Annotated in this window: 24 protein-coding genes, 2 tRNA genes, 3 rRNA genes and 1 pseudogene; 19 read left to right on the forward strand and 11 right to left on the reverse strand. The window is 64.5% G+C overall.

Going from position 1 to position 25,169, the window contains the following annotated elements:
- The first annotated feature begins 30 nt into the window (after positions 1–30).
- Both HVO_RS18785 and sod read left to right on the forward strand, forming a co-directional pair.
- Positions 31–636 carry a DJ-1/PfpI family protein gene (locus HVO_RS18785; protein ID WP_004044733.1) on the forward strand — a complete coding sequence of 202 codons (606 nt, stop codon included), beginning with the start codon at positions 31–33 and terminating at the stop codon, positions 634–636.
- Between the two features lie 137 nt (positions 637–773).
- Positions 774–1,373 (forward strand): superoxide dismutase, encoded by a 600-nt coding sequence (gene sod / locus HVO_RS18790; RefSeq protein WP_013035375.1) that lies wholly within the window; start codon positions 774–776, stop codon positions 1,371–1,373.
- A 100-nt stretch (positions 1,374–1,473) separates the two neighbouring features.
- Here sod and HVO_RS18795 read toward each other — a convergent pair whose 3' ends face one another.
- Positions 1,474–1,896, reverse strand: a complete 423-nt coding sequence (locus tag HVO_RS18795; RefSeq protein WP_004044738.1) for a DUF7522 family protein — start codon at positions 1,894–1,896, stop codon at positions 1,474–1,476.
- 164 nt (positions 1,897–2,060) lie between these two features.
- Between HVO_RS18795 and HVO_RS18800 the strand changes: the two genes are divergently transcribed.
- Entirely contained in the window at positions 2,061–2,351 is a 291-nt protein-coding gene (locus tag HVO_RS18800; protein ID WP_004044740.1) for a DUF5827 family protein, read from the forward strand.
- A 101-nt stretch (positions 2,352–2,452) separates the two neighbouring features.
- Positions 2,453–3,211 (forward strand): SDR family oxidoreductase, encoded by a 759-nt coding sequence (locus HVO_RS18805; protein WP_004044742.1) that lies wholly within the window; start codon positions 2,453–2,455, stop codon positions 3,209–3,211.
- A gap of 27 nt (positions 3,212–3,238) precedes the next feature.
- Here the strand turns inward: HVO_RS18805 and HVO_RS18810 are convergent, their stop codons facing one another.
- Positions 3,239–3,817 carry an MBL fold metallo-hydrolase gene (locus HVO_RS18810; protein WP_013035541.1) on the reverse strand — a complete coding sequence of 193 codons (579 nt, stop codon included), beginning with the start codon at positions 3,815–3,817 and terminating at the stop codon, positions 3,239–3,241.
- 116 nt (positions 3,818–3,933) lie between these two features.
- Between HVO_RS18810 and thyA the strand changes: the two genes are divergently transcribed.
- From thyA to HVO_RS18860, 9 genes and pseudogenes are all read left to right on the forward strand, one after another.
- Positions 3,934–4,932 carry a thymidylate synthase gene (gene thyA, locus HVO_RS18815; protein ID WP_004044747.1) on the forward strand — a complete coding sequence of 333 codons (999 nt, stop codon included), beginning with the start codon at positions 3,934–3,936 and terminating at the stop codon, positions 4,930–4,932.
- Positions 4,929–5,513: a dihydrofolate reductase gene (locus HVO_RS18820; RefSeq protein ID WP_004044748.1), complete on the forward strand. Its 585-nt coding sequence runs from the start codon at positions 4,929–4,931 to the stop codon at positions 5,511–5,513. The genes thyA and HVO_RS18820 overlap by 4 nt, the downstream gene beginning before the upstream one ends.
- Complete coding sequence (locus HVO_RS18825; RefSeq protein WP_004044750.1) at positions 5,506–5,709, forward strand: DUF4177 domain-containing protein; 204 nt, start codon at positions 5,506–5,508, stop codon at positions 5,707–5,709. The genes HVO_RS18820 and HVO_RS18825 overlap by 8 nt, the downstream gene beginning before the upstream one ends.
- 116 nt (positions 5,710–5,825) lie before the next feature.
- Positions 5,826–6,746, forward strand: coding sequence for a hypothetical protein (locus HVO_RS18830; RefSeq protein WP_004044752.1), 921 nt, complete (start codon positions 5,826–5,828; stop codon positions 6,744–6,746).
- A 75-nt stretch (positions 6,747–6,821) separates the two neighbouring features.
- Complete coding sequence (locus tag HVO_RS18835; RefSeq protein WP_004044754.1) at positions 6,822–7,004, forward strand: HVO_2922 family protein; 183 nt, start codon at positions 6,822–6,824, stop codon at positions 7,002–7,004.
- A gap of 159 nt (positions 7,005–7,163) precedes the next feature.
- The gene (gene psmA2 / locus HVO_RS18840) at positions 7,164–7,913 is read left to right on the forward strand and encodes a proteasome subunit alpha (RefSeq protein WP_004044756.1); all 750 of its coding nucleotides are present in this window, start codon (positions 7,164–7,166) and stop codon (positions 7,911–7,913) included.
- Positions 7,914–8,804 carry an MOSC domain-containing protein gene (locus tag HVO_RS18845; RefSeq protein WP_004044758.1) on the forward strand — a complete coding sequence of 297 codons (891 nt, stop codon included), beginning with the start codon at positions 7,914–7,916 and terminating at the stop codon, positions 8,802–8,804. It abuts the gene before it with no gap.
- A 98-nt stretch (positions 8,805–8,902) separates the two neighbouring features.
- Positions 8,903–10,060, forward strand: a pseudogene (locus tag HVO_RS18855) (amidohydrolase family protein).
- A gap of 84 nt (positions 10,061–10,144) precedes the next feature.
- Positions 10,145–10,219: transfer RNA gene (locus tag HVO_RS18860), tRNA-Glu, on the forward strand.
- Positions 10,220–10,289: 70 nt separating this feature from the next.
- On the opposite strand, the gene HVO_RS18865 is transcribed toward HVO_RS18860, so the two are convergent.
- Positions 10,290–11,009 (reverse strand): helix-turn-helix domain-containing protein, encoded by a 720-nt coding sequence (locus tag HVO_RS18865; RefSeq protein WP_004044763.1) that lies wholly within the window; start codon positions 11,007–11,009, stop codon positions 10,290–10,292.
- 371 nt (positions 11,010–11,380) lie between these two features.
- Between HVO_RS18865 and HVO_RS18870 the strand changes: the two genes are divergently transcribed.
- Positions 11,381–12,694, forward strand: coding sequence for a 5'-deoxyadenosine deaminase (locus HVO_RS18870; RefSeq protein ID WP_004044765.1), 1,314 nt, complete (start codon positions 11,381–11,383; stop codon positions 12,692–12,694).
- Positions 12,695–12,802: 108 nt separating this feature from the next.
- Positions 12,803–13,402 carry a GNAT family N-acetyltransferase gene (locus tag HVO_RS18875; protein ID WP_004044767.1) on the forward strand — a complete coding sequence of 200 codons (600 nt, stop codon included), beginning with the start codon at positions 12,803–12,805 and terminating at the stop codon, positions 13,400–13,402.
- 48 nt (positions 13,403–13,450) lie between these two features.
- Here HVO_RS18875 and HVO_RS18880 read toward each other — a convergent pair whose 3' ends face one another.
- Both HVO_RS18880 and HVO_RS18885 read right to left on the reverse strand, forming a co-directional pair.
- Positions 13,451–13,843, reverse strand: coding sequence for a hypothetical protein (locus HVO_RS18880; protein WP_004044769.1), 393 nt, complete (start codon positions 13,841–13,843; stop codon positions 13,451–13,453).
- 54 nt (positions 13,844–13,897) lie between these two features.
- The gene (locus tag HVO_RS18885; protein WP_004044771.1) at positions 13,898–15,088 is read right to left on the reverse strand and encodes a redox-regulated ATPase YchF; all 1,191 of its coding nucleotides are present in this window, start codon (positions 15,086–15,088) and stop codon (positions 13,898–13,900) included.
- Between the two features lie 270 nt (positions 15,089–15,358).
- Between HVO_RS18885 and HVO_RS18890 the strand changes: the two genes are divergently transcribed.
- Positions 15,359–15,736 (forward strand): hypothetical protein, encoded by a 378-nt coding sequence (locus HVO_RS18890; protein WP_004044773.1) that lies wholly within the window; start codon positions 15,359–15,361, stop codon positions 15,734–15,736.
- An 18-nt stretch (positions 15,737–15,754) separates the two neighbouring features.
- Entirely contained in the window at positions 15,755–16,165 is a 411-nt protein-coding gene (locus HVO_RS18895) for a hypothetical protein (protein WP_004044775.1), read from the forward strand.
- A 135-nt stretch (positions 16,166–16,300) separates the two neighbouring features.
- On the opposite strand, the gene HVO_RS18900 is transcribed toward HVO_RS18895, so the two are convergent.
- The 6 genes from HVO_RS18900 to HVO_RS18925 all read right to left on the reverse strand — a co-directional run bounded on the left by HVO_RS18900 (position 16,301) and on the right by HVO_RS18925 (position 23,603).
- On the reverse strand, positions 16,301–17,191 hold the full coding sequence (locus HVO_RS18900) for a hypothetical protein (protein ID WP_004044777.1): 891 nt from the start codon (positions 17,189–17,191) through the stop codon (positions 16,301–16,303).
- Positions 17,192–17,537: 346 nt separating this feature from the next.
- Positions 17,538–17,659: ribosomal RNA gene (gene rrf / locus HVO_RS18905) — 5S ribosomal RNA — on the reverse strand.
- Positions 17,660–17,772: 113 nt separating this feature from the next.
- Positions 17,773–20,685 (reverse strand): 23S ribosomal RNA (locus tag HVO_RS18910).
- Between the two features lie 216 nt (positions 20,686–20,901).
- Positions 20,902–20,973, reverse strand: a tRNA-Ala gene (locus HVO_RS18915).
- Between the two features lie 97 nt (positions 20,974–21,070).
- Positions 21,071–22,543 (reverse strand): 16S ribosomal RNA (locus HVO_RS18920).
- The 16S, 23S and 5S rRNA genes sit together here with 1 tRNA gene alongside, the layout of an rRNA operon.
- 745 nt (positions 22,544–23,288) lie before the next feature.
- Positions 23,289–23,603: a non-histone chromosomal MC1 family protein gene (locus HVO_RS18925; RefSeq protein WP_004044781.1), complete on the reverse strand. Its 315-nt coding sequence runs from the start codon at positions 23,601–23,603 to the stop codon at positions 23,289–23,291.
- Between the two features lie 237 nt (positions 23,604–23,840).
- On the opposite strand from HVO_RS18925, the gene HVO_RS18930 reads away from it, so the two are divergent.
- Together HVO_RS18930 and HVO_RS18935 are read left to right on the forward strand one after the other, a co-directional pair.
- Positions 23,841–24,038 carry a hypothetical protein gene (locus tag HVO_RS18930; RefSeq protein WP_004044784.1) on the forward strand — a complete coding sequence of 66 codons (198 nt, stop codon included), beginning with the start codon at positions 23,841–23,843 and terminating at the stop codon, positions 24,036–24,038.
- A gap of 60 nt (positions 24,039–24,098) precedes the next feature.
- A complete protein-coding gene (locus HVO_RS18935) occupies positions 24,099–25,154 on the forward strand; it encodes a quinone-dependent dihydroorotate dehydrogenase (RefSeq protein ID WP_004044786.1) in 1,056 nt (351 codons plus the stop codon).
- The last annotated feature ends 15 nt before the right edge of the window (positions 25,155–25,169 follow it).

The following is a 25,169-nucleotide window of genomic DNA, read 5'->3' on the forward strand; positions in this document are numbered from 1 at the left end:
ACTTTGGCCTCGGGACCCGATTCCGAGTTCATGCACGTCGCTATCATCCTCTACGACGGCTTCGACGAACTCGACGCCGTCGCGCCGTTCGAGGTGTTCCAGAACGCCGGCGCGGCCGGGGCCGACTGCGAGGCCGAACTCGTCGCGCTCGACGACCGCGAGTTCGTGACCGCGAGCCACGGGATGCGCGTCGGCGTCGACGGCGCCCTCGACCCGGAAACCGACCGCCCGGACCTGCTCGTCGTCCCCGGCGGCGGCTGGAACTCCCGCGCCGACCAGAGCGCGTGGGCCGAAGCCGAGAAGGGCGAGATTCCCGATGCCATCGCCGCGCTCCACGAGGCCGGAACGACCGTCGCCGGCGTCTGTACCGGCGGGATACTCCTCGCCCGCGCCGGCATCCTCGACGGTCGCCCCGCGGTCACCCACGGCAGCGCGCTCTCCGACCTCCGCGAGACGGCCGCAGTAGTCGTCGAAGCGCGCGTCGTCGACGACGGCGACGTGCTCACCGCGGGCGGCGTCACCTCTGGTCTCGACCTCTCGTTACATCTCGTCGAACGCGAGTTCGGAGCCGAAATCGCCGACGCCGTCTCGACGGAAATCGAGTACGAGCGCCGGACGAAGCCGTTCGACGGCTGACACGCTCGCGCGAACCGGAGCTTCTCGAAGCGGAGAAATCGACCGATAGCGACCCGCAAACTGTGGTTTGTGCTAGCATACCCCTCCTCAAGTTTTAACATGATTCCGCCCGACGCATGATACGGAGGTTACACATTATGAGCTACGAACTCGACCCGCTTCCGTACGAGTACGACGCCCTCGAACCGCACATCTCCGAGCAGGTGCTGACGTGGCATCACGACACCCACCACCAGGGCTACGTCAACGGCTGGAACGCGGCCGAGGAGACCCTCGCCGAGAACCGCGAAGCAGGCGAGTTCGGCTCGTCCGCCGGCGCGCTCCGCAACGTCACCCACAACGGCTCGGGACACATTCTGCACGACCTGTTCTGGCAGAACATGTCGCCGGAAGGCGGCGACGAGCCCGAGGGTGCGCTCGCAGAGCGCATCGCGGAGGACTTCGGTTCCTACGAGGCGTGGAAGGGTGAATTCGAAGCGGCGGCCGGCGCGGCCGGCGGCTGGGCGCTTCTGGTGTACGACTCGTTCTCGAACCAGCTTCGGAACGTCGTCGTCGACAAGCACGACCAGGGCGCGCTCTGGGGTAGCCATCCCATCCTCGCGCTGGACGTCTGGGAGCACTCGTACTACCACGACTACGGCCCGGCCCGCGGCGACTTCGTCTCCGCGTTCTTCGAGGTCGTCGACTGGGACGAACCCGCCGCTCGCTACGAGCAGGCCGTCGAACTCTTCGAGTAAACCCGGTACATCCCGACTTTTCTTTCGGACGCAACGCCGTCAGCGGCGGCGCTGTCCGCGAATCGAATCAAATCAGTCCGCGGGTGCGCTCCGCTCGACCTCAGGGCAGTCGGTCGCGGGCGGTCGGGTCGCTGAACAGGTCCGCCCCGTCGAACTCGTCGTTCAGCGCGCAGACGCGGTCGTGCAGGGCGGCGAAGTCGCGGCCAGCCCCGCGGTCGAAGCCGGCGAGGATTCCGGTGGGGCGGTCGCCGACGAAGGTCCGAAACTGCTCGAACGAGTCGAACCCGCGGACGGTGTAGCCGTAGTCCGCGTAGTACAGCGTCTCGTAGGTGTCTCTCGTGACGTATCCGAACCGCTCGTTGTCGATAAACTGCGAGATGTCGAGACATTCGAGCGCATCGGACACGTCCTCTCTGACGTAGAGGTGTTCGTACCCGTGGTGGTCGAAGACCCAGAGGTCGCGGAGGTCATCCCCGCAGAAGCTACGGAAGGCCTCGACGAGTCGTGCGGCGGCGTCGCTCATCGTTTCGGGTCTGGCGTCACAGCTGATAAGCCTACTTATGGGGTTATCGAAGGCTGTAAGGGAGCGATGGGCACGCTCGTCAGTCGCACTGCCGTCGCCGCCGATGCTCGTCACCCGCCGCCCGCGGTCGTCGGGGTTTTGCCCGTCGGCCGAGAAGCGCACGCATGCCCAGGCCGAAAGACGACTTCGACACCCTCTACGGGTATCTCCTGTACGAACCCGCCGACATCCTCGACCCAGACTACATGTACACCGTGGGCGAAATCGCCCGCCTGATGCAGGGGCTGTCGCCGCAGGACGACCTCGCCGAGGAGACCGAAGACCGCATCATCCAGTGGACGATTCCGTGGATCGTCGCCAACCAAGAGGACTTCGTCATCAACGACCCGCGGAGCGACGAACCGGGTTACTTCGGCCTTCATCCCGACGCCGTCCCCGAAGCAGACGAGGAATAACGACCACACCCGCACCGCGCGGTTCGGTGTCCCCGATATTCTCCCGACCTGAGAGTCGCACAAACGGTTATCTGTCAGGTAGTTGTTTTCTCGCTCGTACGATGACTCAGTTCGACACCGAAGTCGCGGTCGTGACCGGCGCTAGCTCTGGAATCGGTCGCGCGACGGCGGAGGCGTTCGCCGCGGATGGCGCGCGCGTCGTCGTCTCCGACGTGAACGCCGAGGGCGGCGAGGAGACCGTCGCACGCATCGAAGAAGCCGGCGGGACGGCGATATTCGTCGAGACGGACGTGACGGACGACGACGCCGTCGCCGCGCTGGTCGACACGGCTGTCTCCGAGTACGGCCGACTCGACTTCGCCTGCAACAACGCGGGTATCGGCGGTCCGCAGAAACCGACCGCCGACCTCTCGGTCGACGAGTGGCACCGGGTCGTCGACGTGAACCTCAACGGCGTCTGGCGGTCGATGCGACACGAGATTCCCGCGATGCTCGACGTCGACGGCGGCGTCATCGTCAACATGGCGTCGATTCTCGGGAAAGTCGGCTTCGCGAACGCGGCCCCGTACGTCGCCGCGAAGCACGGCGTCCTCGGACTGACGAAGACCGCGGCCATCGAGTACGCCGAACAGGGCGTCCGCGTCAACGCGGTGTGCCCGGGTTTCGTCGACACGCCCCTGCTCGGGGAAGGCGGCCTCGACGACCCCGAAGCGCGCCAGGGAATCGAGTCGCTCCACCCGGTGAACCGCCTCGGCGACGTGGACGAAATCGCCTCCGCGGTCGTCTGGCTCTGTTCGGACGGCGCGTCGTTCACGACCGGCGAGGCGCTCACCGTCGACGGCGGCTACACGAGTCGCTAGCGCGAGGTGACGCGGCGAGGCGACGGTTCACCTCGTCCGCGCCGCGCGGGCCGCGAGTTCGAGGTCCTCGCTCGGGCGAGTCGCGACGCTCGGGCCGTGGCCGGTGTGGAGTTCGGTCAGGTCGCCGCCGACCACCTCGCGCAGGCGGTCGATGCTCTCGACGAGCGCGCCGCGGTCGCCCTCGGGGAGGTCGGTCCGACCGAACCCGCCGTTGGCGAAGACGAGGTCGCCCGCGAAGCAGACGCCCGACCCGCGGGAGAAAAAGCAGAGGTGGTCGTCCTTGTGGCCCGGCGTGTGGACCGCCTCGAACACGTCGTCACCGATTTGGACGCGCTCGCCGTCGTCGATGCGCCTGTCCACGGCGAGGTTGCCGGTGTCGTAGCCCCACGTCTGCACGTCGAACGCCTCGCGGACGGCGTCGACGTTGCCGATGTGGTCGGGGTGCGTGTGGGTGAGGTACACCGCGTCGAGCGAGTCGGTGACCTCGCGGACCGTCGGCACCATGTCGAAGTTCGCCCCGGTGTCCACGAGCGCGGTGGTCTCGCCGTCGACGAGAAAGACGTTGCTCGTGAAGGCGCGGATGTCTCCTGTGAGATTGCGAATCACGGTCACGGGTACGAAAAGCGGGGTGTTCGGTGTTGTGGGCGCTGCGGAAATCCGGGCCGAGGACGGTAGGATTTAGAGGGACCGACGACGACCAACACCCAACCAGGGCACCTCTCATGCGCCAATATCTCGACCTCGTCACGGACGTTCTCGGAACCGGGCGGCACAAACCGAATCGAACGGGCGTCGATACCATCTCGGGCTTCTCGAAGCACTACACCGTCGACCTCCAAGAGGGCTTTCCGCTGCTCACGACGAAGGACCTCTCGGGCTTCCGCTGGAACTCCCTCATCCACGAACTGCTGTGGTATCTCTCCGGCGAGGAACACATCCGCACCCTCCGCGAGGAGACGGGCATCTGGGACGCGTGGGCCGACGAGGAGGGCCACCTCGACACGGCCTACGGCCGGTTCTGGCGGCGCTACCCGGTCCCCGAGGAGGGGCTTGCGGGCGAGGCGTGGCCCGACGACGGCCACCGCTGGATGAACGACGAGGGGACGTTCGACCAGCTCGCGTACGTCCTCGACACGCTCGACGAGAACCCGAACTCGCGCCGGCTGGTCATCAACGCGTGGCACCCCGCCAACGCGGCCGTCTCGACGCTCCCGCCGTGTCACTACACGTTCGTCTTCAACGTGCAGGGCGACGAACTCAACCTCCATCTGACCCAGCGCTCCGGCGATATCGCGCTCGGCGTCCCGTTCAACCTCGCGGCGTACGCCATCCTCGCGCAGGTCGTCGCCCAGCGCGCCGGCTTCGAACTCGGGTCGTTCGCCCACACCATCGTCGACGCCCACGTCTACTGCGGGGCCGGCGAGCGCGGCGCGTGGTACGGCGACCACCTCGACGAACTCCAGTCCCGCCTCGCCGACGTGCAGTCGCCCGACGAATACCTCGACGTGCGCGAATGGCTCCTCGACGCGGCCCCCGAGGAGGCCGACGGCGAGGAGGACTACGACCACGTCCCCGGACTGCTCTTGCAGGCCTCGCGCGAGCCGCGCGAGCGCCCCGCGCTCGACGTGGCCGACGTGCCGCTCGAAGACCTCTCGTTCGAGGACATCGTCCTCCGCGACTACGACCCGGCCGACGGGATTCGCTTCGCGGTGGCCGAATGAGCGGCGAGGAGCTTTCTGGGTCCGAAACCGAGGGCGACGCCGCGGTCCGGTTCGTCCTCGTCGCCGCCGTCGCCGACAACCGCGTCATCGGCCGCGACGGCGACATGCCGTGGCACCTCCCCGAGGACCTGAAACAGTTCAAGCGGACGACGACCGGCCACCCGGTCGTGATGGGTCGCAAGACCTACGAGAGCATCGCCCGCCAACTCGGCGGCCCGCTTCCGGAGCGTCACAGCGTCGTGCTGACGACCCGCGACCTCGACCTCCCCGAGGGCGCTGAAGCGGTCGAGTCGGTCGAGTCGGCGGTCGCCGCCGCCGAGGACGCGGCCGACGAGATGGGCGTCGAGACCGTCTACGTCGTCGGCGGCGCGACCGTCTACGAGCAGTTCCTCGGCCGCGCCGCGGGGCTGGTGCTCACCGAACTCGACGCGGCACACGAAGGCGACACGCGGTTCCCCGAGTGGGACCGCGGGAAGTGGGTCGAGACCGACCGCGACGACCGCGACGGCTTTTCGTTCGTCACGTACGAGCGCAAACAGCCCGCCGCGGCTGACCGCGGCGCGGAGGAATCCGATGAGTAACTCGGGCGAGTGGGAGTACAAAATCGTCCGCACGGCCGACGGCGGCCTGTTCAGCGGCGACACCTCCCCGATGGAAGACGCGCTCAACTCCCTCGGCGGCGACGGCTGGGAGCTCGTGGACACGATTGCGGACTCGCGCGGCGCTGGCGCGAACAGCGGGCAGACGGCGCTCGTGTTCAAGCGGCCGAAGCGCTGAGACGCCGGGCGTCACCTCACGGGCGCTCGTGAACGACCTGCGTTTCTCGTGACGCATCACGAGTAGCTTTATTGACGCGAACGACCTCGTAAGAGGGAACGAAGCTTCCCCTCGCTATGACCGCCTCGACACTCGCAGACCAACTCCGACAACCCGAGTACACCGGCGAGAACCGGTGTACGCCCTGTACCGTCGTGAACGTCGTCATCGCCGCCGCGTTGAGTCTGGTGCTCGGCGTCGCGTGGCCGCCGCTCGGACTCGTCTCGTTCGCCCTCTTCGCGGGGGCCATCTACTTCCGCGGCTACCTGATTCCCGGCACGCCGACGCTCACGAAGACGTACTTCCCCGACCGGGCCCTCCGCTGGTTCGACAAGGAGCCGACGCAGACTCGCGTCGGGGCCACCGCATCCGCGCCTGGGTCGGCCGCCGATGACGACGTTGACGCCGAATCGTCGGGCGAGGAGGTCGAATCGGGGCAGTTAGACGGCGATGGCGCGTCAGTCGCGGCGTTCGACGCGGAGGCGACCTTGATGGACGCCGGCGCGTTGGAGTTGGACGAGAGCGGCGACGAACTCCGCCTCGCACCGTCGTTCGAATCGGCGTGGGACGACGAAATCGCGCGCACCGACGAGACGGTCGCTCGACGGTGGCTCGCCCGCTTGACCGGGGTCGACGAGGCCGATGTCACGCTGGAGTCTCGCGCTCGGAGCCGGTGGCTCGTGGCGATGGCCGACGGCACCACCCTCGGCACCTGGGAGTCGAACGGCGCGCTCGTCGCGGACGTGGCCGCCGATTCCGCCCTCGACGGTCGCCTCGACGACCGGGACCAGCTGACGGCCGAACAGCGGAGCGCGCTGGCGCGGGGGCTCCGCACCTACCTCAACAGCTGTCCGACCTGCGGCGGCGGCGTCCGGTTCGGCTCGGAGACCGCCGAATCGTGCTGCCGGTCGTGGGAGGTGTTCGTCGTCCGCTGTGAGGACTGCGAGACGCGACTGCTGGAAGTCGACGCCGAGGCGCTCGAACCCGAAGCCGCCTGAGCCGCCGGACTGGCGCGTCGGCCGCGACGCTCCGCCGGCGAATACATTTTTGTCGGCTGACAACAGTTTCTCCGTATGAACAAGGCGCACTTCGAGGTGTTCGTCGACGCGGCCGACAAGTACCGCTGGCGACTCGTCCACGACAACGGGAACATCCTCGCCGACTCGGGCGAGGGCTACGCGTCGAAACAGAAGGCGAAACAGGGCATCGAGAGCGTCAAGCGGAACGCGCCCGACGCGGACGTTATCGAAGCGTAGTTCCGCGGTTCGAGCCCTCGATTCGCCTGAAATCGTCGGATAGCCCGCCGATTCGAGTACGAACCCCACACCGATGCCGGGTGTGGAGGCTTTTTCCGCCTCCGGGACTGACCGGAGAGTAATGACGAACGTCGCCGACGCGAGCGAGGAGGTCGCACGATGAACCGAAACGACAAGCAGGCCTACGACCGCGGAACGTCGCTTTTCTCCCCCGACGGACGCATCTATCAGGTCGAGTACGCCCGGGAGGCCGTCAAGCGCGGCGCGCCGGTTCTCGGCGTCCGCACCGCCGACGGCGTCGTGCTGGCGGCGCTCCGGTCGACCCCGTCGGAACTCATGGAAGCCGAAAGCATCGAGAAACTGCACAAGCTCGACGACGCGCTCGGCGCGGCCACGGCCGGCCACGTCGCCGACGCGCGGAAGCTCGTGGACTTCGCGCGGACGACCGCCCAGCGCGAGCACCTGCGCTACGGCGAGCCAATCGGCGTCGAGACGCTCACGAAAACCATCACCGACAACATCCAAGAGAGCACGCAGTCCGGCGGCACCCGCCCGTACGGCGCGTCGCTCCTCATCGGCGGCGTCGAAAACGGCTCGGGTCGCCTGTTTGCGACCGACCCCTCGGGGACGCCCCAAGAGTGGAAGGCGGTCGCCATCGGCGGCCACCGCGAGGACGTCCAGGCCGCCCTCGAAGACGGCTACGCCGAGGACCTGTCGCTCGAAGACGGCCTCGCGCTCGCCGTCGAGGCGCTCGTCGCGGCCGACGAGGAAATCGAGAGCGACGAACTGAATCTCGTCACCGTCTCCGAGGCGGGCTACGAAATCGTCGACGAGGAGACCATCGCCGAGCTGTTCGCCGACGCGACCGCGGACGACGAGTCCGACGAGACGGACGAACGCGAGGAGTAGATGACAGACGGGAGCCCGACCGACGGTAACACCTCGGCGGCCGAGGCGGAGACGACAGCGGCCGCGGCCGCGGCCGCGGATGCGGAAGCGGGCGCGACTGCCGGCGCGGCGGCCGTGACGCTCGACCGCATCGCGGTCTACCCCGTGAAATCGCTCGACGCCGAGTTCGTCGACGCCGCCGACATCGTCGAGAACGGCGGGCTCCGCGGCGACCGCGAGTACGCCATCTTCGACGAGGACGACGAGTACGTCAACGGCAAGCGCGAGCGGGCGGTCCTCCGAATCCGGAGTTCCGTCTCGCTCGCCGACGGAGCGGTCGAACTGTCGGCCCCCGAGATGGACGATTACGACGGCTCGATAGCCGAGGCCGACGGCTGGCTCTCGGCGTACTTCGGCTACCCGGTCGAACTCCGGCGCGACCCCGCCGGCGGGTTCCCCGACGACACCGAAGCCAGCGGCCCGACCGTCATCTCGACGGGGACGCTCGACGCGGTCGCCTCGTGGTTCGACGGCGTCGACGCCGACGAGATGCGCCGTCGCCTCCGGCCGAACCTCGTCTTCGACGCGAGCGAGCCGTTCTGGGAGGACCACCTGTTCGACCGGCGCGGGACGGTCGTCGAGTTCAGCGTCGGCGGGGTCGCCTTCGAGGGCGTCAACCCCTGCCAGCGCTGTGTCGTCCCGAGCCGCGACCCGGACACGGGCGCGGAGACGGCCGACTTCCGGACGACGTTCATGACGAAGCGCCGCGAGACGCTCCCCGAGTGGTCCGGCGGCGACTGGTTCGACCACGACTTCCGGCTCATGGTCAACACCGCGGTGCCGGAATCGTCGTGGGGCGAGACGCTGTCGGTCGGTGACGCGGTCACCGTCGGTGACATCGTCCCCGAGTGAGGGAGTCGGGTTTCGTCGCGTTCGAACGCCTCGCAGTCGGTCGGTTGTTCTTCGCTGACACCCGCGGCTTTAGGTCACCTGCCCGGGTTGACACACGTATGTTCACGCTAACCGGCGTGCGGGTCGTCGACGCCGACGGGACCCGCGAGGCGAACGTGGTGATAGACGAGTCGACCGGGCGCATCGCGTCCGTCGGCGACGAGACCGAAGGCGAGACGGGACACTGCTCGGTGCGGTGGTCGCGCCGGGACTCGTCGACGCCCACGTTCACCTCATGATGGACGGTCGCCCCGACGTGGCCGCCTATCGGTCCGAGCCGGTCGAACGCGCCTGCTATCGGGCCGCGGCCAACCTCCGGAAGACGCTGGAAGCGGGCGTCACGACCGTCCGCGACCTCGGTTCGCCCGGCAACACTGCGACGAGTGCGAAGGCCGCAGTCGCCGCCGGCGAGCTCGACGGGCCGCGCGTCCTCGCCGCGGGGGGAACCCATCACCATGACCGGCGGCCACGCCCACTGGTTGGGTCGGGAGGCCGACGGTCCGGACGAGGTTCGCAAGGCCGCCCGAGAGCAACTGAAGCGCGGCGCCGACGTGGTGAAATGCATCGCGACCGGCGGCGTCCTCACGCCCGGCGCGGTCACGGGCGCACCCGAGCTCACGGAAGCGGAAATTCGCGCCCTCGCGGAGGCCGCGAGCGCGAAGGGCGTCCCGACCGCGGCCCACGCCCACGGCGAGGACGGTATCAAAAACGCCGCCCGCGCGGGGGTTTCGAGCGTCGAACACGGGATGTTCATGGACGAGGAGGCCGCCGACCTCATGGTCGACAACGGCACGTACTGGGTGCCGACGGCCTCGGCCGTCCGCGAAATCGTCGAGGCGGGCGTCGAGGCCGGCATCCCGCCGGAGGCCGTCGCGAAGGCCGAAGACGCCGCCGAGCGCTTCGAAGGCGCGTGGTCCCACGCGCTCGACGCCGGCGTGAACATCGCCATGGGCACCGACGCGGGCACGCCGTTCAACGACCACGGCGAGAACGCGCTCCGCGAGATGGAACTGCTCGTCGAGTACGGCCTGTCGCCCGCCGAAGCGCTCGAAGCCGCGACCGTCGGCGGCGCGGACCTCCTCGGGTTGGACGACGTGGGGAAGGTCGCCGAGGGCTACGTCGCGGACCTCGTCGTGCTCGACGCCGACCCGAGCGAGGACGCCGGCGCGTGGCGGACGGTCCGGCAGGTGTATCGAGAGGGCAAACGGGTTGTCTAATCGCAACACGGCAGTCGGTATCACACCCGATTTGAAGCGACAACCTTTTACAATCGCGAGCAATATCTGGTGGTGTACCAACGTGCTCTGTTGGTGTAGTCCGGCCAATCATATCACCCTCTCACGGTGATGACCAGGGTTCGAATCCCTGACGGAGCACTTCTCTCATCTCTCGAACCGTGAGCGGCAGCGAGCGTGTGCTTTTACGTGGCACGATTCCGCGCTGCACCTACGAGTCGGGGTCACCGAGTTGCGACATCACGAGGTCCTCGGCGGTTCGCAGTCGGTACTGAACCGTCGAACGTGGCACGTCGAGCACGTCGCTGAGGTCTTCGACGGTCACCTTTCGCGGGCGCTCGTAGTAGCCGTGTTCGACGGCGGTTTCGAGCGCCTCCCAGTGAGCCGACGAGAGGTCGGCCGCGATGCGCGACTCGGCGTCCCAGTTACCGGCGCTCGTGAGGTGTTCGACGTCCAGTTGCAGTCCCTCTCTGAGCTGCGCCTCGATGGTCTCGTACAGTTCGCCGAGCGGGTGGTCGCCGGGATAGAGAATGCGCCAGCGGTACGCGCCCGCGCGGCGGGACGACTCGAAGATGACCCCCGGCCCGACGTGTTCGAGGACGTAGCGCGGAATCGAGTGGCAGTTGCTCACCTCCTCGCGGTAGGTGTAGACGGTCATCGAGTTGTCCGAGCGGTCGAGGACGTGGTAGTTGCGATGGGTGTGGCAGTCGGGCGCGTCGAGACACTCGTTACACCGCGTCTCGTCGAGGAACACCTCCTCGAACGCCGACAGCGCCTCCGGCGTGCCGACGACGTGGTCGACCCGCCACATCACGTCCGTGGTGGACGAGCAGACCGACGACCGGGACCGCAGGCTCGGGTACTCGTAAAACAGGTCCATTAGCTCGTCGGTTCCCTCCGAGAAGCGAACGACGAATTCGAACTCGCGCATTCGGTTTTCGCTCTGTCGCGGAGCGACTTAGCAGGTACTAATCAGACACCGACCGCGTTCTACCTTCGCTCCGGTTCTGACTCGGCTTCGAGGCACACCACTTGCTGAAGTTAGCAGATACCAACAGAACTGGGAGGGTACTTGAGCACGGAGTAGCGGCCACGACGAACGGACACCGAACGCCGCGCGTCAGGCGTGGTCTCCACCCGCTCTTTCGGACACGCGCTCGCGTCCCGCCGGTTCGTTCGTCCGCGGGGACCGGTTCCGACCGTCCCCACCCCCACCACCGACTGCACTCGAACGCTCCAACCAACCTCGGACGACGGCCGGGTCACCACCTATTTTACGCCCGGTCGTCTACCCGCACGAGGATGTTACTCGCGGGAACGGTGGTCGTCGACGCGTCCACCATCATCGAAGAGGGTGCCGTCGTCGTCGACGGCGACCGAATCGTCGCGGTCGGAGCGCACGCGGACCTCACAGACCGGTATCCTAACCACGAGCGACGCGAGTTCGGCATCGTCGCGCCGGGACTGGTCGGCGGGCACGTCCACTCGGTGCAGTCGCTCGGAAGGGGCATCGCCGACGACACCGAACTCTTGGATTGGCTCTTCGACCACGTACTCCCGATGGAGGCCGGTCTCGACGCCGAGGGGATGCGCGTCGCCGCCGAACTCGGCTACCTCGAATGCATCGAGTCCGGCACGACGACGGTCGTCGACCACCTCTCGGTTCGACACGCCGAGGAGGCGTTCGAGGCGGCGGGCGAGATGGGTATCCGCGGACGCATCGGGAAGGTGCTCATGGACACGAACGCTCCCGAGGGACTCCAAGAAGACACCGACGCGGGCCTCGCCGAGTCCGAGCGCCTCATCGAGCGCTATCACGACAGTTTCGACGGGCGCATCCAGTACGCCGTCACGCCGCGGTTCGCCGTCACCTGCTCCGAAGCGTGTCTGCGGGGCGCCCGCGACCTCGCGGACCGCTACGACGGCGTCCGCATCCACACCCACGCGAGCGAGAACCGAAGCGAAATCGAGACGGTCGAAGACGAGACGGGAATGCGCAACATCCACTGGCTCGACGAAGTCGGTCTCACCGGCGACGACGTCGTCCTCGCACACTGCGTCCACACCGACGACTCCGAGCGCGACGTGCTCGCAGAGACCGGCACGCACGTCACCTACTGCCCGTCGTCGAACATGAAGCTCGCGTCGGGTATCGCGCCGATTCCCGACTACCTCGACCGCGGCATCAACGTCGCACTCGGCAACGACGGCCCGCCGTGTAACAACACGCTCGACCCCTTCACCGAGATGCGACAGGCCAGTCTCCTCCAGAAAGTCGATGCGCTCGACCCGACGAGCACGCCCGCCGCGACCGTTTTCGAGATGGCGACCCGCAACGGCGCGAAGGCCGCCGGCTTCGACCGCGTCGGCGAACTCCGCGAGGGGTGGAAGGCCGACATCGTCGGTATCGACGCCGACCGCACGCGAGCGACGCCGCTCCACGACGTGCTGTCTCATCTCGTCTTCGCCGCCCACGGCGACGACGTGGTGTTCACCATGGTCGATGGCGACGTGCTCTACGACGAGGGCGAACACGTCCGCGCGGACGCCGACGGCATCCGAAAACGGGCACGGGCGGTCGCTGACGGTCTCGACTCGGCACCGACGAGCGACTGAACAGCGTCTCCGCCTGCGAGACCACCTCGCACGCGAGACCGGCCGGCCGCACCCGCGAGGCCCGCCGCCATCGTCGCCTCTTTCTCTCCGCGCGACGCCACCTGAGTCATGACCGTCCGACTCCGCGCGGCGACGCCGTCCGACCTCCCCGCGATTCGGGAGATTTACGCGCCGTTCGTCGAGAACACCGCGATTTCGTTCGCCTACGACCCGCCGAGCGTCGCGGACCTCGAAACGAAACTGGAGCAGAAGACCGACTACCCGTGGCTCGTCTGCGAACTCGACGGCGAGGTGGCCGGCTACGCCTACGCCGGCGCGATTCGAGAGCGCATCGCCTACCGGTGGGCCGTCGAGACATCGATTTACGTCCGCCCTGAGTTCCAGCGCCGCGGCGTCGCCCGCGGTCTCTACACGGCGCTTTTGGACCTGCTCGAACGGCAGGGCTACGTCTCGGCCGTCGCCGTCATCACGACGCCGAACCCCGCGAGCATCGCCTTCCACGAGTCGTTCGGCTTCGAGCGCGTCGGCCGCTTCGAGCGCGTCGGCTACAAAGGCGACGCGTGGCACGACGTGGAGTGGTGGAGCCTCGACCTCGACGACCGACCCGACGACCCCGACGCGCCGCTGTCCGTCGCCGACGCTCGCGACCGTGACTGGTGGGACGACGCGCTCACCCGCGGTGCGGCGCTCGTCGAAAACAGCGCATAACGGTTCCACCCGAACTGAGTCAACTCCCGTCGTCCGACTCGGTCGCGTTCAGACGCCGGCTTCGAGGGAGTCCTCAGTCTCGGCGTCCGCCGAGTCGCCTTCCTCGGCCGCCTCGACTTCGTCTGCCGCGTCGGCGGCTGCTTCGCCCGTCGCTCCCTGTTCGAGTACGTAGCGCTCGACGCCGGCGGAAAGCATCGCCTGCCAGTCGTCGAACTCGGTGTTCGCGTCGACGTACCGGTCCAACTCGTGGGTCGGTATCGACTCGAAAGAATCCTGATCCGCGACCGCGAATCCGCTTTCTTCGAGGAATTCACTAATCGATGCCGCCTCACAATGTGACTCGACCCACGGCGACGGGAACAAGTCGGCCAGCGTTACCTCGCCGCCGAGACCCCCAATCTCGACGTCGAGCGTCGCGGCCGTCGTTTCGGCCTCACCCATACCCGGGTCCTACGTCCACGGATATAACGGTGTTGCGGTTGGCGTCCGAGAGAGTCAGTTGGTGGAGACGATTTCGACCACGTCGCGGTGCGAAAGCTCGTGGTCAGACCCGATTTGGCGCTTCGAGTAACAGTCGATGCCGTGGAGGAGGCCGTCGCCGATGTCCGAATGCAGATGGTACGCGAAGTCCTCGGTCGTCGAACCCTCGGGCAGGATAAAGCAGTCGCGGAAGACGCCCTGCGAGTCGCTCTTGCCGTTGGCGCTGCCGGGGAAGATGGCAATCGCTCCCATCACGTCGAACAGCGCGTTTTCGAGCGACTGTTGGACGCCCGTGCCGCCGAACTCGGTGACGAACTCGCGAATCTGTTCGAGGCCCGCCTCCTGTTTGTCGCTCACGTCGCCGACGATGTCGAAGTCGTCGTCGCCGGGGCGGTAATCGACGACGCCGCCCTCGTCGGCCTTCTTCAGCGCCTTCTCCGCGTGCGCCGAGGTCGGGACGAACGTCAGGTGTTCGTAGTCCGAATCGGCCGTGATCTCCTCGTAGTTCTCCTGGGAGACCGGTTTGTCCATCTTGTTCGCCGCGATGATGATCGGCTTCGTGCGCTTTCGAATCTCGCGGGCGAGCGACTCCTTGTCCGCGTCGTCCCACTCGTCGGGGTCGAGTTCCAAGCCGAGAGAAAGGATTATCTGCTTGATTTCGTCCTTGTTCGTCTTGAACGCGGACATCTGCTCCGCGAGGTCGACTTCGATATCTTTGTCCTCGCCGTGATAGCCCGAGCGGTAGCGGTCGATACCCTTCTCTAAGACACCGAGGTACCACATGTCCAGTTCGTTTTCGAGGAAGTCGATGTCCTCGCGGGGGTCGTGTCCCTCCGTCGCCTCGCCTTCGATGTCCGTCTCACCGGAGAAGTCGACGACGTGGACGAGCACGTCCGCCTCGTTGAGGTCGGTGAGGAACTGGTTTCCGAGGCCCTTCCCCTCGTGCGCGCCGGGGATGAGCCCCGCCACGTCCACGAGTTTGACGGGGACGAACCGCATTCCGTGGTCGCAGTAGCCGACCGAGGGCGTACACGACTCGTCGAACTCCGGGGCCGCACACTCGACGCGGACGTACGCCTCGCCGATAGAGGGGTCGATGGTCGTAAACGGATACGCACCCTCGGGTACGTCGTTCATCGTCGCCGCGTTGAAGAAACTCGACTTCCCGACGGACGGTTTTCCGACGAGACCGATCTTGTAACTCATTCGTTGGTCGGACTGGTGTCTCGAACGCTAATAACCGTTCGACGTTCGCCTCGCCGTGCGTGAAATTCACACGCTACCGGGGCCGAGGAGGGTAATTCTCCGCGCTCGACTCCCGGGTTCGAGCGCCGGAGAGGTGACGCCGTCGTCGGGTTCGGAGCGGACAGCAGCCGGGTCCGGTTCGGTGTCGGAGGTCTCCTCGTCACCATCCGACGAGTCGACGCTACGACGCCGTCCGGTGCATCTTTGTCTTCACGTCCCCGACTGCCGGGCATGACCGACCCCGACGAGACGGCGAGCGAACCCGCATCCGCGTCGACTGCGGACTCCGGCGCGGCGACCACCGACTCCTCGACGGACGGCGCGACCGACGCGGACACGTTCCGCGTCGGTATCCACGTCACGGAGACCGAACTCCGATTCGTGGTCAACGTCCCGTCCGACATCGATTCGGGGTGGACCGACCCCGACGCGTTCCAGCGCCTCGTCGAACGCGTCACCTGGGAGCAACTCGACCAGCGGGCGACGCTCCAGACCGTCGCGACCAACGCCGCCGAGGGCGAGACGATGTTTCTCGGCACGGTGACGCTCCGACCGGACGAGACCGTCGTCGACCACACCCTCCGCGTGCCGCCGCTCGACGGCGCGTGACCCGACTCGGCGTCACCGATGACCGACCCCACGACTGAGACCGCGATTCGCGAGATGCAAGACGCCGCGCTCAGTCGCGCGCTCACCGACGACGACCACGCGAGACAGTCGCTCGCCGTCGCGGGCGCGCTCGAAACGGCCAGAACGGAAGCGACCGACGCAGCGTTCGACGGTGGCGGCGTCACGCTCGTGGCGTCGCTCGCGTTCGTCTCGACGCTGTTCGCGCACCGTCGCCTCCACGAGTCGCTCCGGGCGAGCGTCCGCGCATCCGACGATTCGGCGTGGTATCCCAGCGGCGCTCCCGCCCGCGTCGACGACGACCTCGTGGTCGCGGGCGCGCGGCTCGCGGTTCGACGGTTCGACGCCGACCCGGCGCTCGTCGCCGCGCTCGGTGACGTTTCGATAGAAAGAGTCGCGTCAGGCGAGTGAGTATCCCGACCGTCAGCCTCTGACAACGACGGTCGGGGGCGTAGCGGGATGGGGTGCCTCTGATCCACAGTACCCGCCCGGACGCGGAAGAGTGAAGCCCGAACCCCACGCTCGCTGCGTGGGAACGTATATTAGTTAGTTGTTGGCGTGGTCCGGCGGGCCACCGCCGTTGCCGTTGCCGTTCGAGTCGTCATCGCCCGAGTCGTCGTCATCCGACTCGTCCGAGGAGTCATCGTCCGACTCGTCGTCAGCGTCGTCGCCGTTCTGCGGACCGGCGTGGTCCGGACGCTTGTCGTCCGCGTTACCCGGGTTGTTCTCGGTCACGAAGTCGGAGACGGCCTGCCCGAGCGGGCCGTCGCTACCCGTGTCCTTGAGACGCTCGACGAAGCTGCTGACGAGCTGTCCGAACGGGTCCTCGGCGGCGACCTCACCCTGCAGGGTGACGGTCGTCTCGGCGGTGAGGCCGTCGTGCTCGGCTGCCACGTCGACCGTGACGGTCTGCAACGGCGAGATGAGGTCAACCGTACCGTCCGCGTCCGTCTCGTACGTGCCGTTGCCGGCGTAGTCCGTCCCGTTAACCATGACTGACGCGCCTTCGACGGCGTCACCGTACTGGGTGACGGTGGCGACGACCGTGTCGTTAGCGTCGTCAACCTCGACGGAGACATCGAGAGACTCGTCGAGCGGGACGAGGACGACAGAGGAGGCGGTCGTGTTGTTCCCCTCAGTAACGGTGACCGTCGCGTTCACGCGTTCCTGCGGATTGGGGAGGTCGACGGTGCCGTTCGTCCCCGCCGCGTACGTTCCGTTTCCGGCGTAGTTACCGCTCGATTCGACGACGACCGTCGCGTTCTCGACGGCCGTCTCGTTCCGCGTCACGGTCACTGTCGCGTCGCCCGTGTCGGCGTCCTGCGTGACGCCGACCTGGAGGGCATCGGAGCTCGCTGCTCCGACGGCCCCGGGGACCATCGCGACGGCGAGCATCGCAACGACCATGACTACGGTGAAGTGTTTGCTGCCGCGCATGCAACCCTTCCTTCTAACCCTGATACGGTAAAAGGGGAGAATCGTAACCCCGGTTTTCGCTGAATTTCACCCCAATCAACGCGTTCGAAATCGGGGCGTCGTCTGTCGACTTTATCGACTTCCGTGCCGAACGGGCGATCAAGTCGTATCGAAACACCCCCGCAGTCGAACGCGAGCGGCTGTCGGCCGAACCGGTGTGCTCGACGCGAGCGTTGCCACTCTCGGACGATGGAAGATGCGACTCGACGGGGTCGGTGCGAGTCGCTGAACGACCGTGCGTGCCGCTCTGCATAAAATGAACAAAGCCCACTGGACACCGCGTCCAGTGGGCTCTGTGAAGTATGAATAGGGGCGGCGAACTGGATTTCCCAGAGGATCGCTCACTCCAGTACTGACCAGAACGCAGGTGAGCTTAACTTCCGTGTTCGGGATGGGTACGGGTGGAACCTCACCGCTCTGGCCGCCTTAATACCGATCAACGGAATCGAACCGTTGCCATACCAATATCGGTCGGGCCGTCTTACCAATGTGTCCGTGCAATCCAGTTTGCGCCTGGACCCGTTCTCGGGTCTCAGTGCGTATGAATGTGGCTTGGACTGTTAGTGCTCGCGGGCTTAACAACTCGTTACCTCGTTGCGTACACCCCGAGTCTATCGAACTCGTCTTCTACGAGTGTCCTCAGTGGAACTTCTTTTCCGTGTGGGTTTCGAGCTTAGATGCGTTCAGCTCTTACCCCGTGGTGCGTAGCTGCCCGGCATCTGCCCTCTCGGACAACCGGTACACCAGTGGCACCCATTCGTAGTTCCTCTCGTACTATACGAACGTTCACGTCAAGTTCCTTAACACCCCCAATAGATAGCAGCCGACCTGTCTCACGACGGTCTAAACCCAGCTCACGACCTCCTTTAATAGGCGAACAACCTCACCCTTGCCTGCTTCTGCACAGGCAGGATGGAGGGAACCGACATCGAGGTAGCAAGCCACCGGGTCGATATGTGCTCTTGCCGGTGACGACTCTGTTATCCCTAAGGTAGCTTTTCTGTCATCTACGGGTCCCATGAATGAACCTCGTAGGTTCGCTAGACCACGCTTTCGCGTCAGCGACACTCGTTGGGAATGTCACTGTCAGACTTCCGTTTGCTCTTGCGCTCTTCCACGAGTTCCCGACTCGCGTGAGGAAATCTTTGGGCGCGCTCGATATCTTTTCGAGCGCGTACCGCCCCAGTCAAACTGCCCGGCTACCGGTGTCCTCCGCCAGGAGTGAGAGTCGCAGTCACTAACGGGTAGTATTTCAATGCTGCCTCGGTGGCCCGCTGGCGCGGGTACCTGTGTAATGGCTCCTACCTATGCTGCACATTAGCGACCACGTCTCAGCGACAGCCTGCAGTAAAGCTCTATAGGGTCTTCGCTTCCCCTTGGGGGTCTCCAGACTCCGCACTGGAACGTACTGTTCACCGGGCCCAACGTTGGGACAGTGACGCTCTCGTTGATCCATTCATGCAAGCCGCTACTGAAGCGGCAAGGTACTACGCTACCTTAAGAGGGTCATAGTTACCCCCGCCGTTGACGGGTCCTTCGTCCCATTGTAATGGGTGTTCAGATACCCGCACTGGGCAGGATTCAGTGACCGTACGAGTCCTTGCGGATTTGCGGTCACCTATGTTGTTACTAGACAGTCGGAGCGTCCGAGTCACTGCGACCTGCTCGGTCAAGAGCAGGCATCCCTTATCGCGAACTTACGGGACTAACTTGCCGAATTCCCTAACGTCGGTTGATCCCGACAGGCCTTGGCTTGCTCTGCCAGCGCACCTGTGTCGGATCTCGGTACGAGCTTCTTGCTTGTCTTTTCACGGGCTCTAGGTACCGCCGAGTTTCCCTATCTCACCGTTCGTTCGCTTCGTGCCGTTACGGCTTCCACGAATTTCGGTGATTCGACGGGGCGAAGGCCCCGCTCGGTGTTTCCTAAAGCGTCGACGTTTGGTGCAAGAAGGTACTGGAATATTAACCAGTTTCCCTTTCATCTAATTCGAATTACGGTTAGACTTAGGATCGACTAACCCTCGGCTGATTGACAGTGCCGAGGAACCCTTGCGCGTAAGGCCGTCGGGGTTCACACCCGACTCTCGCTGCTACTGAGACCATGATTTTCGTTGCTGCACGGTCCACACGAGTTCTCACCCGTGCTTCCACCCATGCAGTATGCCAACCTACGGAATCGTGTCATAAGACACGCCGCCAGGTCTCGGAGGTGGATTTGAGTCCCGATCATTTTCGACGCCTCGAACCTCGGCCGGTAAGCTGTTACGCTATTCTTAGAGGGTAGCTGCTTCTAAGCTCACCTCCCGGCTGTTTAGGGCTCGAGACAATCTTCAATCACACTTAATCCACACTTTGGGTCCTTAACCTGGCTCTGGGTTGTCTCCCTCACGGTGCACAAGCTTACCCCGCACACCGGACTCCCTGAGTCTACGACGTTCGTAAGTTCGGAGTTTGACAGGGAAGCGAACTCCTCTCGGAGTCCGGATTCCCAATCGGTCGCTCTACCTCACGAACTATCTCATCAGAGGTCATGCTTCGACATGTTTCGGTTGGAACCAGCTGTTGCCAAGTTCGATGGGCCTTTCACCCCTACACCAGAGTCACGAGAGGGTATTGTAGGACACCAACTCTAACGGGCCTCCACGCAGCTTTCGCCACGCTTCGCCCTGCTCCGGCGTAGATCACTTGGTTTCGGGTCGCATCCGGTTGGCTCCCCGCCCTTGAAGACGGTGGCCCTGGTCAAAGACTGCGGCCGTATCGGTTTCCCTATGCCTCCGGGGGTTCACCCCTTAGACTCGCCAGTCAGATGCACTCCATGGTTCGTTTTTCAAAACGTACGACGTAACATCGGCTTCACTCGAGTCATACTACGGGATCGCTCCCAGTTCTTTCGTCGAGTGACCTTGTATGCCACGTCGCTCTATCGCCAACTGATTTCAAGCCCTATTGCACCGCCCTGTTCGGGGTGCTTTTCAGCGTTCGCTCACGCTACTTGTTCGCTATCGGTCTCGAGGAGTGTTTAGTCTTCGCAGTTGATGCCTGCGAAATTCACGAGGGATATCCAACCCCCGCTATTCTGGAACAACCCCGGGATCTGGTTCTTATGTTACGGGGTTTTCACCCTGTATCACGCTCCGTTCCAGGAGACTTCACATAAGACCCAGGTCCGTTATGGGTAGTCCGTACACCACATTGCCCGAAGGCTTCGGTTTGGACTGTGTCGCGTTTACTCGCCGTTACTAACGACATCGCGGATTGCTTTCTTTTCCTGTTCCTACTAAGATGTTTCAATTCGGAACGTTCCCCATTGCGCGAGGCAATTGCGTGGGGATTCCCATTCGGAGATCCTCAGTTCTTTCCCTCCATGCGGGTCCCTGAGGCTTATCGCAGCTTGGCACGTCCGTCATCGGCTCTCGAGCCGAGCTATCCACCAGCTGGCACAGTAGCCAGTTGATATAGTCACTGTGACCCGGAGAACGGGTCCAGTGGACGCCTGGATTGCACGTACACACGGTTTCATCAAACACCCTCGGAGATAGCCGAGGCGTGTTTTCGACCCTTCCCAACCTCGCTTGCGCGGGATGGTGCATCTGTCGTCAGTATCCATTCATTCGAAACGTCTTGCCACACTTAAGGGGCACGATCGTTTCGGAGTGGAGTACTGCTTACCATGGACCCACAGGGATTCGAACCCTGGGCATCCTCCTTGCAAAGGAGGCACTCTACCACTGAGCTATGGGCCCGTGTTAGCCCTAGTAGTTCTAAGGTGTCCGAACGGGTGTCATTGGTGAACTCGGAAGATCGCGTGTGAGCCACCCCGTCGGGGTGGTCTCGGTCGTTAGGAGGTGATCCAGCCGCAGATTCCCCTACGGCTACCTTGTTACGACTTAAGCCCCCTTGCGAAGCCCAGATTCGACCACCGTGTGGTGGCCTCATCCGGACCTCACTCGGGTGCTTTGACGGGCGGTGTGTGCAAGGAGCAGGGACGTATTCACCGCACTCTATTGAAATGCGATTACTACCGAATCCAGCTTCATGAGGGCGAGTTTCAGCCCTCAATCCGAACTACGATCGAGTTTAGGAGATTAGCGTTCTCTTTCGAGATAGCAACCCATTGTCTCGACCATTGTAGCCCGCGTGTAGCCCAGCTCATTCGGGGCATACTGACCTACCGTTGCCCGTTCCTTCCTCCGCTTTAGCAGCGGCAGTCCTTCTAATGTACCCAGCCAGTCGAAACTGCTGCTGGCAATTAGAAGTGCGGGTCTCGCTCGTTGCCTGACTTAACAGGACGCCTCACGGTACGAGCTGACGGCGGCCATGCACCTCCTCTCTACAGCGTCGTGATAAGGTCATCAACCTGATCGTCATCACTGTAGTCGGAGCTGGTGAGATGTCCGGCGTTGAGTCCAATTAAACCGCAGGCTCCTCCGGTTGTAGTGCTCCCCCGCCAATTCCTTTAAGTTTCATCCTTGCGGACGTACTTCCCAGGCGGCTCGCTTCTCGGCTTCCCTACGGCACAACACAGGCTCGTAGCCTGTGTCACACCTAGCGAGCATCGTTTACAGCTAGGACTACCCGGGTATCTAATCCGGTTCGAGACCCTAGCTTTCGTCCCTCACCGTCGGATCCGTCTTCTCGAGGTGCTTTCGCCATCGGTGGTCCGTCCAGGATTACGGGATTTCACTCCTACCCCGGACGTACCCCTCGAGCCTTCCGGTCCCAAGCCACGTGGTTTTCACCGGACGCCCGCCAGTTGAGCTGGCGGATTTCCCGATGAACCTTCGTGGCCGGCTACGGACGCTTTAGGCCCAATAATATCGGTCATCACTTGAGCTGCCGGTATTACCGCGGCGGCTGGCACCGGTCTTGCCCAGCTCTTATTCCTCGACCGCCTTACGGTCGAGAAAAGCGAGGACTATATGCCCTCGCACTTGGGGTCCCCTTATCGCACTTGCGTGCAGTGTAAAGGTTTCGCGCCTGCTGCGCCCCGTAGGGCCCGGAATCTTGTCTCAGATTCCGTCTCCGGGCTCTTGCTCTCACAACCCGTACCGATTATCGGCACGGTGGGCCGTTACCCCACCGTCTACCTAATCGGCCGCAGCCACATCCTACAGCGCCTGAGCGTTTCGGGGAGTCGGCATTCCAGCATGACTCCCGTATGAACTATTAGCCTCAGTTTCCCGAGGTTATCGTTCTCTGTAGGGTAGTTTGGCCACGTGTTACTGAGCTTTTCGCCACGAGTATGAACTCGTGCAACTAGCATGGCTAAATCGGACCCCAATAGCAATGACCTCCGGCAGGATCAACCGGAATGGGTCGCGACCATTTAAACCTGGTCGCGGGGTGTTGGCGGGTGAATGGCAGCGATATGCTGTCAAATCACCGTTCAAAGGTCCGAGTTCGCGTGACATCCGTTCGGATGTCACCGAACTACTAGGGCTAACATCAGATACCGTCTTGCGGCGTACCGCAGGGGCGGAATCCTCATTTCCTTCGGACCTGAACCGAAGCGATTCGAGGGTATAAACCCTTCGAACCTCGTTCGGTTCGGGTCCGGTGAGGCAGGACGCGTTGAATCGCCCTGCAATCGCGGTGTGTCGTTCGCATTCATCCGAAATGCCTTGGACCACTTAAGGCCGTCGTATCGTGGCGACCCCCGGGAAGGTGTGTCATCCCGGTGAGCGCCTGACGACCTTGGGGTCGGGGGCGTTCGGTGGAAGCTTTCGGGGGGGAGTGCCCCCGTGCGCTTCTTCGCATTAATCCGAATGCCCGGGGTACATAAAAGGCCGTCGAACCGATGGCGCATCGTCATGCGGTTTCATGGCGGGGTTACTCATAAAATGATGACAGACTGTCGGGGAGAGCGATGAGTCTCGAAGGGATAGATATCGCGCGACTGGAGGCCGGTCGGTCATCCCCCGCGTCGCACGTGCGGTCTGACCGGGTGTCGGTCACGCAAGCAGACGCTGGCGGCGCTATCTGAAAGGCGTATCGACTGCACTACGACTCGAGATGCTACACGTGCGTGCGCACGATAAGAATGTGAACGTCGGTCGGATTACTCGTCGAGGTGCTCGATTCCCTTCTTGGAAACGTTTCCTTTGGTAATCTTCCCCTCCATCCAGCCGGGCTTGTCCTCGGGGGCGCTGCTGTTCCACGCCCACGCGTCGAAGATGTGGACTTTATCAGTCCCTTTCTCCCGGAGTCGAATCTCGACCGCGTCCGACTTCGCGTCGTCCTCGGAGCCGGCGGGGTCGAGTCGTCGGGCCGCCTTGAGCGCCGCCTGTCTCGGCATGCTGCCCGAAAACACACTCGTCTCTGTACCGTCCTCCTCTCGGAGCACGAAGTTTCGCTTACCGTCCTCGCGTACCATGATTTTCCACCTCTATGGCAATGAACCACATGGCACGTGATAAATATATCGCCGGATTTCGACCGACGACGCCGTGTTACTTATAAACTCGACCGATTTGCCGGGCCGCCGACCCCACCGAGGTGGCGACGAGTTTCGATGCGAGACGGTCCGGTTGCGGCGAAAGTCACCACTCCACGGAGAGACGGAGACAACACTTATGTATCCCCTGCGGCGAACCAACGGATAGACCCCCAGATGGTCCGGAAAAAGAAGCTCAGTCCGAGTGGCGCCAAAGACGAGAACGGCGAGTACCACAACGTCCACGTCAACCTCCACGAAGACGAACTCGCGGTCGCCGGGATGGAGATCGGAGACGAGGTGTTCGTCCGCGTTCGGGACGGCAAAATCATCATCCAGAAAGCGGACCCAGACCAGGTCGAACACGACTTCTAAGCGCGTGACCCGTATCGTCTCGAACCGACTCGCCCCCAGCGGACGGCCCGACAGACAGCAATGAACCCCTACCGACTCGCCAAACCACTCCTGTTTTCGCTCCCGCCCGAGACCGCCCACCGGACCATTCACGGCCTGCTCGCGGCCGCGCGCGGCACGCCCGCCGAACCGCTCTTGGAGCGGCGCTACCGCGTCGACGACGCCCGGCTCGCCACGCGCGCGTTCGGCCTCGACTTCCCGAACCCGGTCGGCGTCGCGGCCGGCTTCGACAAGAACGCCGAGATACCCACCGTCCTCTCGGCGCTCGGTTTCGGCCACGTCGAGGTCGGCGGTGTCACCGCGGAGCCGCAGCCCGGAAACCCGCGCCCGCGGATGTTCCGCCTCCCCGAAGACGAGGCGCTCATCAACCGTATGGGCCTCAACAACGAGGGCGCGGACGCGGTCGGAGAGCGCCTCGCCGCCGGACCGCACCCCGATATCCCGGTCGGTGTCAACCTCGCGCTCTCGGAGGTGACGCCCACCGAGGAGGCCCCCGAGGACTACCGCTACACCTACGAGCGCGTTGCCGACGGCGCGGACTACTTCGTCGTCAACGTCTCGTGTCCCAACAGCGAGGGGTTCCGCGACTTGCAGAACCGCGTCTCCCTCGAAGCGATTCTCGGGACGCTCGTCGACGCCGGTGCCGACCCGCTGCTCGTGAAACTCTCGCCGGACCTCCCGGACCCCGCCGTGGAGGACGCGCTCGAAGTCGTCGACGACCTCGGACTCGACGGCGTTATCGCCAGCAACACGACCACCTCGCGGCCCGACACCCTGCGGAACCCAAACCGGGCAGAACGCGGCGGCCTCTCCGGGAAGCCAATCGAGGCCGAGGCCACGAACATGATTCGCTTCATCGCCGAGCGGACCGACGTGCCCGTCGTCGGCGTCGGCGGCGTCTCGGACGCCGAAAGCGCCTACAGAAAGATTCGCGCCGGGGCCGAGATGGTCCAACTCTACACGGGCATGGTCTACGAGGGACCGTCTATCGCCCGCGACATCAACCGCGGCCTCCTCGACCTGCTCGACCGCGACGGCTTCGACGACGTGGCCGACGCCGTCGGGTCGGGACTGTAACGTCGCCCGCGACGA

The organism is Haloferax volcanii DS2 (genome assembly GCF_000025685.1).
Lineage (GTDB): Archaea > Halobacteriota > Halobacteria > Halobacteriales > Haloferacaceae > Haloferax > Haloferax volcanii.

Excerpts from the sequence above, each read along its gene's own strand:
- HVO_RS18830 (WP_004044752.1), top strand. The coding sequence starts at position 5,826 with ATGACCGCCTCGACACTCGCAGACCAACTCCGACAACCCGAGTACACC.
- HVO_RS18935 (WP_004044786.1), top strand. The coding sequence starts at position 24,099 with ATGAACCCCTACCGACTCGCCAAACCACTCCTGTTTTCGCTCCCGCCC.
- HVO_RS18870 (WP_004044765.1), top strand. The coding sequence starts at position 11,381 with ATGTTACTCGCGGGAACGGTGGTCGTCGACGCGTCCACCATCATCGAA.
- HVO_RS18795 (WP_004044738.1), bottom strand. The coding sequence starts at position 1,896 with ATGAGCGACGCCGCCGCACGACTCGTCGAGGCCTTCCGTAGCTTCTGC.
- HVO_RS18880 (WP_004044769.1), bottom strand. The coding sequence starts at position 13,843 with ATGGGTGAGGCCGAAACGACGGCCGCGACGCTCGACGTCGAGATTGGG.
- sod (WP_013035375.1), top strand. The coding sequence starts at position 774 with ATGAGCTACGAACTCGACCCGCTTCCGTACGAGTACGACGCCCTCGAA.
- HVO_RS18845 (WP_004044758.1), top strand. The coding sequence starts at position 7,914 with ATGACAGACGGGAGCCCGACCGACGGTAACACCTCGGCGGCCGAGGCG.
- psmA2 (WP_004044756.1), top strand. The coding sequence starts at position 7,164 with ATGAACCGAAACGACAAGCAGGCCTACGACCGCGGAACGTCGCTTTTC.
- HVO_RS18835 (WP_004044754.1), top strand. The coding sequence starts at position 6,822 with ATGAACAAGGCGCACTTCGAGGTGTTCGTCGACGCGGCCGACAAGTAC.
- HVO_RS18800 (WP_004044740.1), top strand. The coding sequence starts at position 2,061 with ATGCCCAGGCCGAAAGACGACTTCGACACCCTCTACGGGTATCTCCTG.
- HVO_RS18885 (WP_004044771.1), bottom strand. The coding sequence starts at position 15,088 with ATGAGTTACAAGATCGGTCTCGTCGGAAAACCGTCCGTCGGGAAGTCG.
- HVO_RS18825 (WP_004044750.1), top strand. The coding sequence starts at position 5,506 with ATGAGTAACTCGGGCGAGTGGGAGTACAAAATCGTCCGCACGGCCGAC.
- HVO_RS18900 (WP_004044777.1), bottom strand. The coding sequence starts at position 17,191 with ATGCGCGGCAGCAAACACTTCACCGTAGTCATGGTCGTTGCGATGCTC.
- thyA (WP_004044747.1), top strand. The coding sequence starts at position 3,934 with ATGCGCCAATATCTCGACCTCGTCACGGACGTTCTCGGAACCGGGCGG.
- HVO_RS18890 (WP_004044773.1), top strand. The coding sequence starts at position 15,359 with ATGACCGACCCCGACGAGACGGCGAGCGAACCCGCATCCGCGTCGACT.
- HVO_RS18865 (WP_004044763.1), bottom strand. The coding sequence starts at position 11,009 with ATGCGCGAGTTCGAATTCGTCGTTCGCTTCTCGGAGGGAACCGACGAG.
- HVO_RS18820 (WP_004044748.1), top strand. The coding sequence starts at position 4,929 with ATGAGCGGCGAGGAGCTTTCTGGGTCCGAAACCGAGGGCGACGCCGCG.
- HVO_RS18895 (WP_004044775.1), top strand. The coding sequence starts at position 15,755 with ATGACCGACCCCACGACTGAGACCGCGATTCGCGAGATGCAAGACGCC.
- HVO_RS18930 (WP_004044784.1), top strand. The coding sequence starts at position 23,841 with ATGGTCCGGAAAAAGAAGCTCAGTCCGAGTGGCGCCAAAGACGAGAAC.
- HVO_RS18925 (WP_004044781.1), bottom strand. The coding sequence starts at position 23,603 with ATGGTACGCGAGGACGGTAAGCGAAACTTCGTGCTCCGAGAGGAGGAC.
- HVO_RS18805 (WP_004044742.1), top strand. The coding sequence starts at position 2,453 with ATGACTCAGTTCGACACCGAAGTCGCGGTCGTGACCGGCGCTAGCTCT.
- HVO_RS18875 (WP_004044767.1), top strand. The coding sequence starts at position 12,803 with ATGACCGTCCGACTCCGCGCGGCGACGCCGTCCGACCTCCCCGCGATT.
- HVO_RS18785 (WP_004044733.1), top strand. The coding sequence starts at position 31 with ATGCACGTCGCTATCATCCTCTACGACGGCTTCGACGAACTCGACGCC.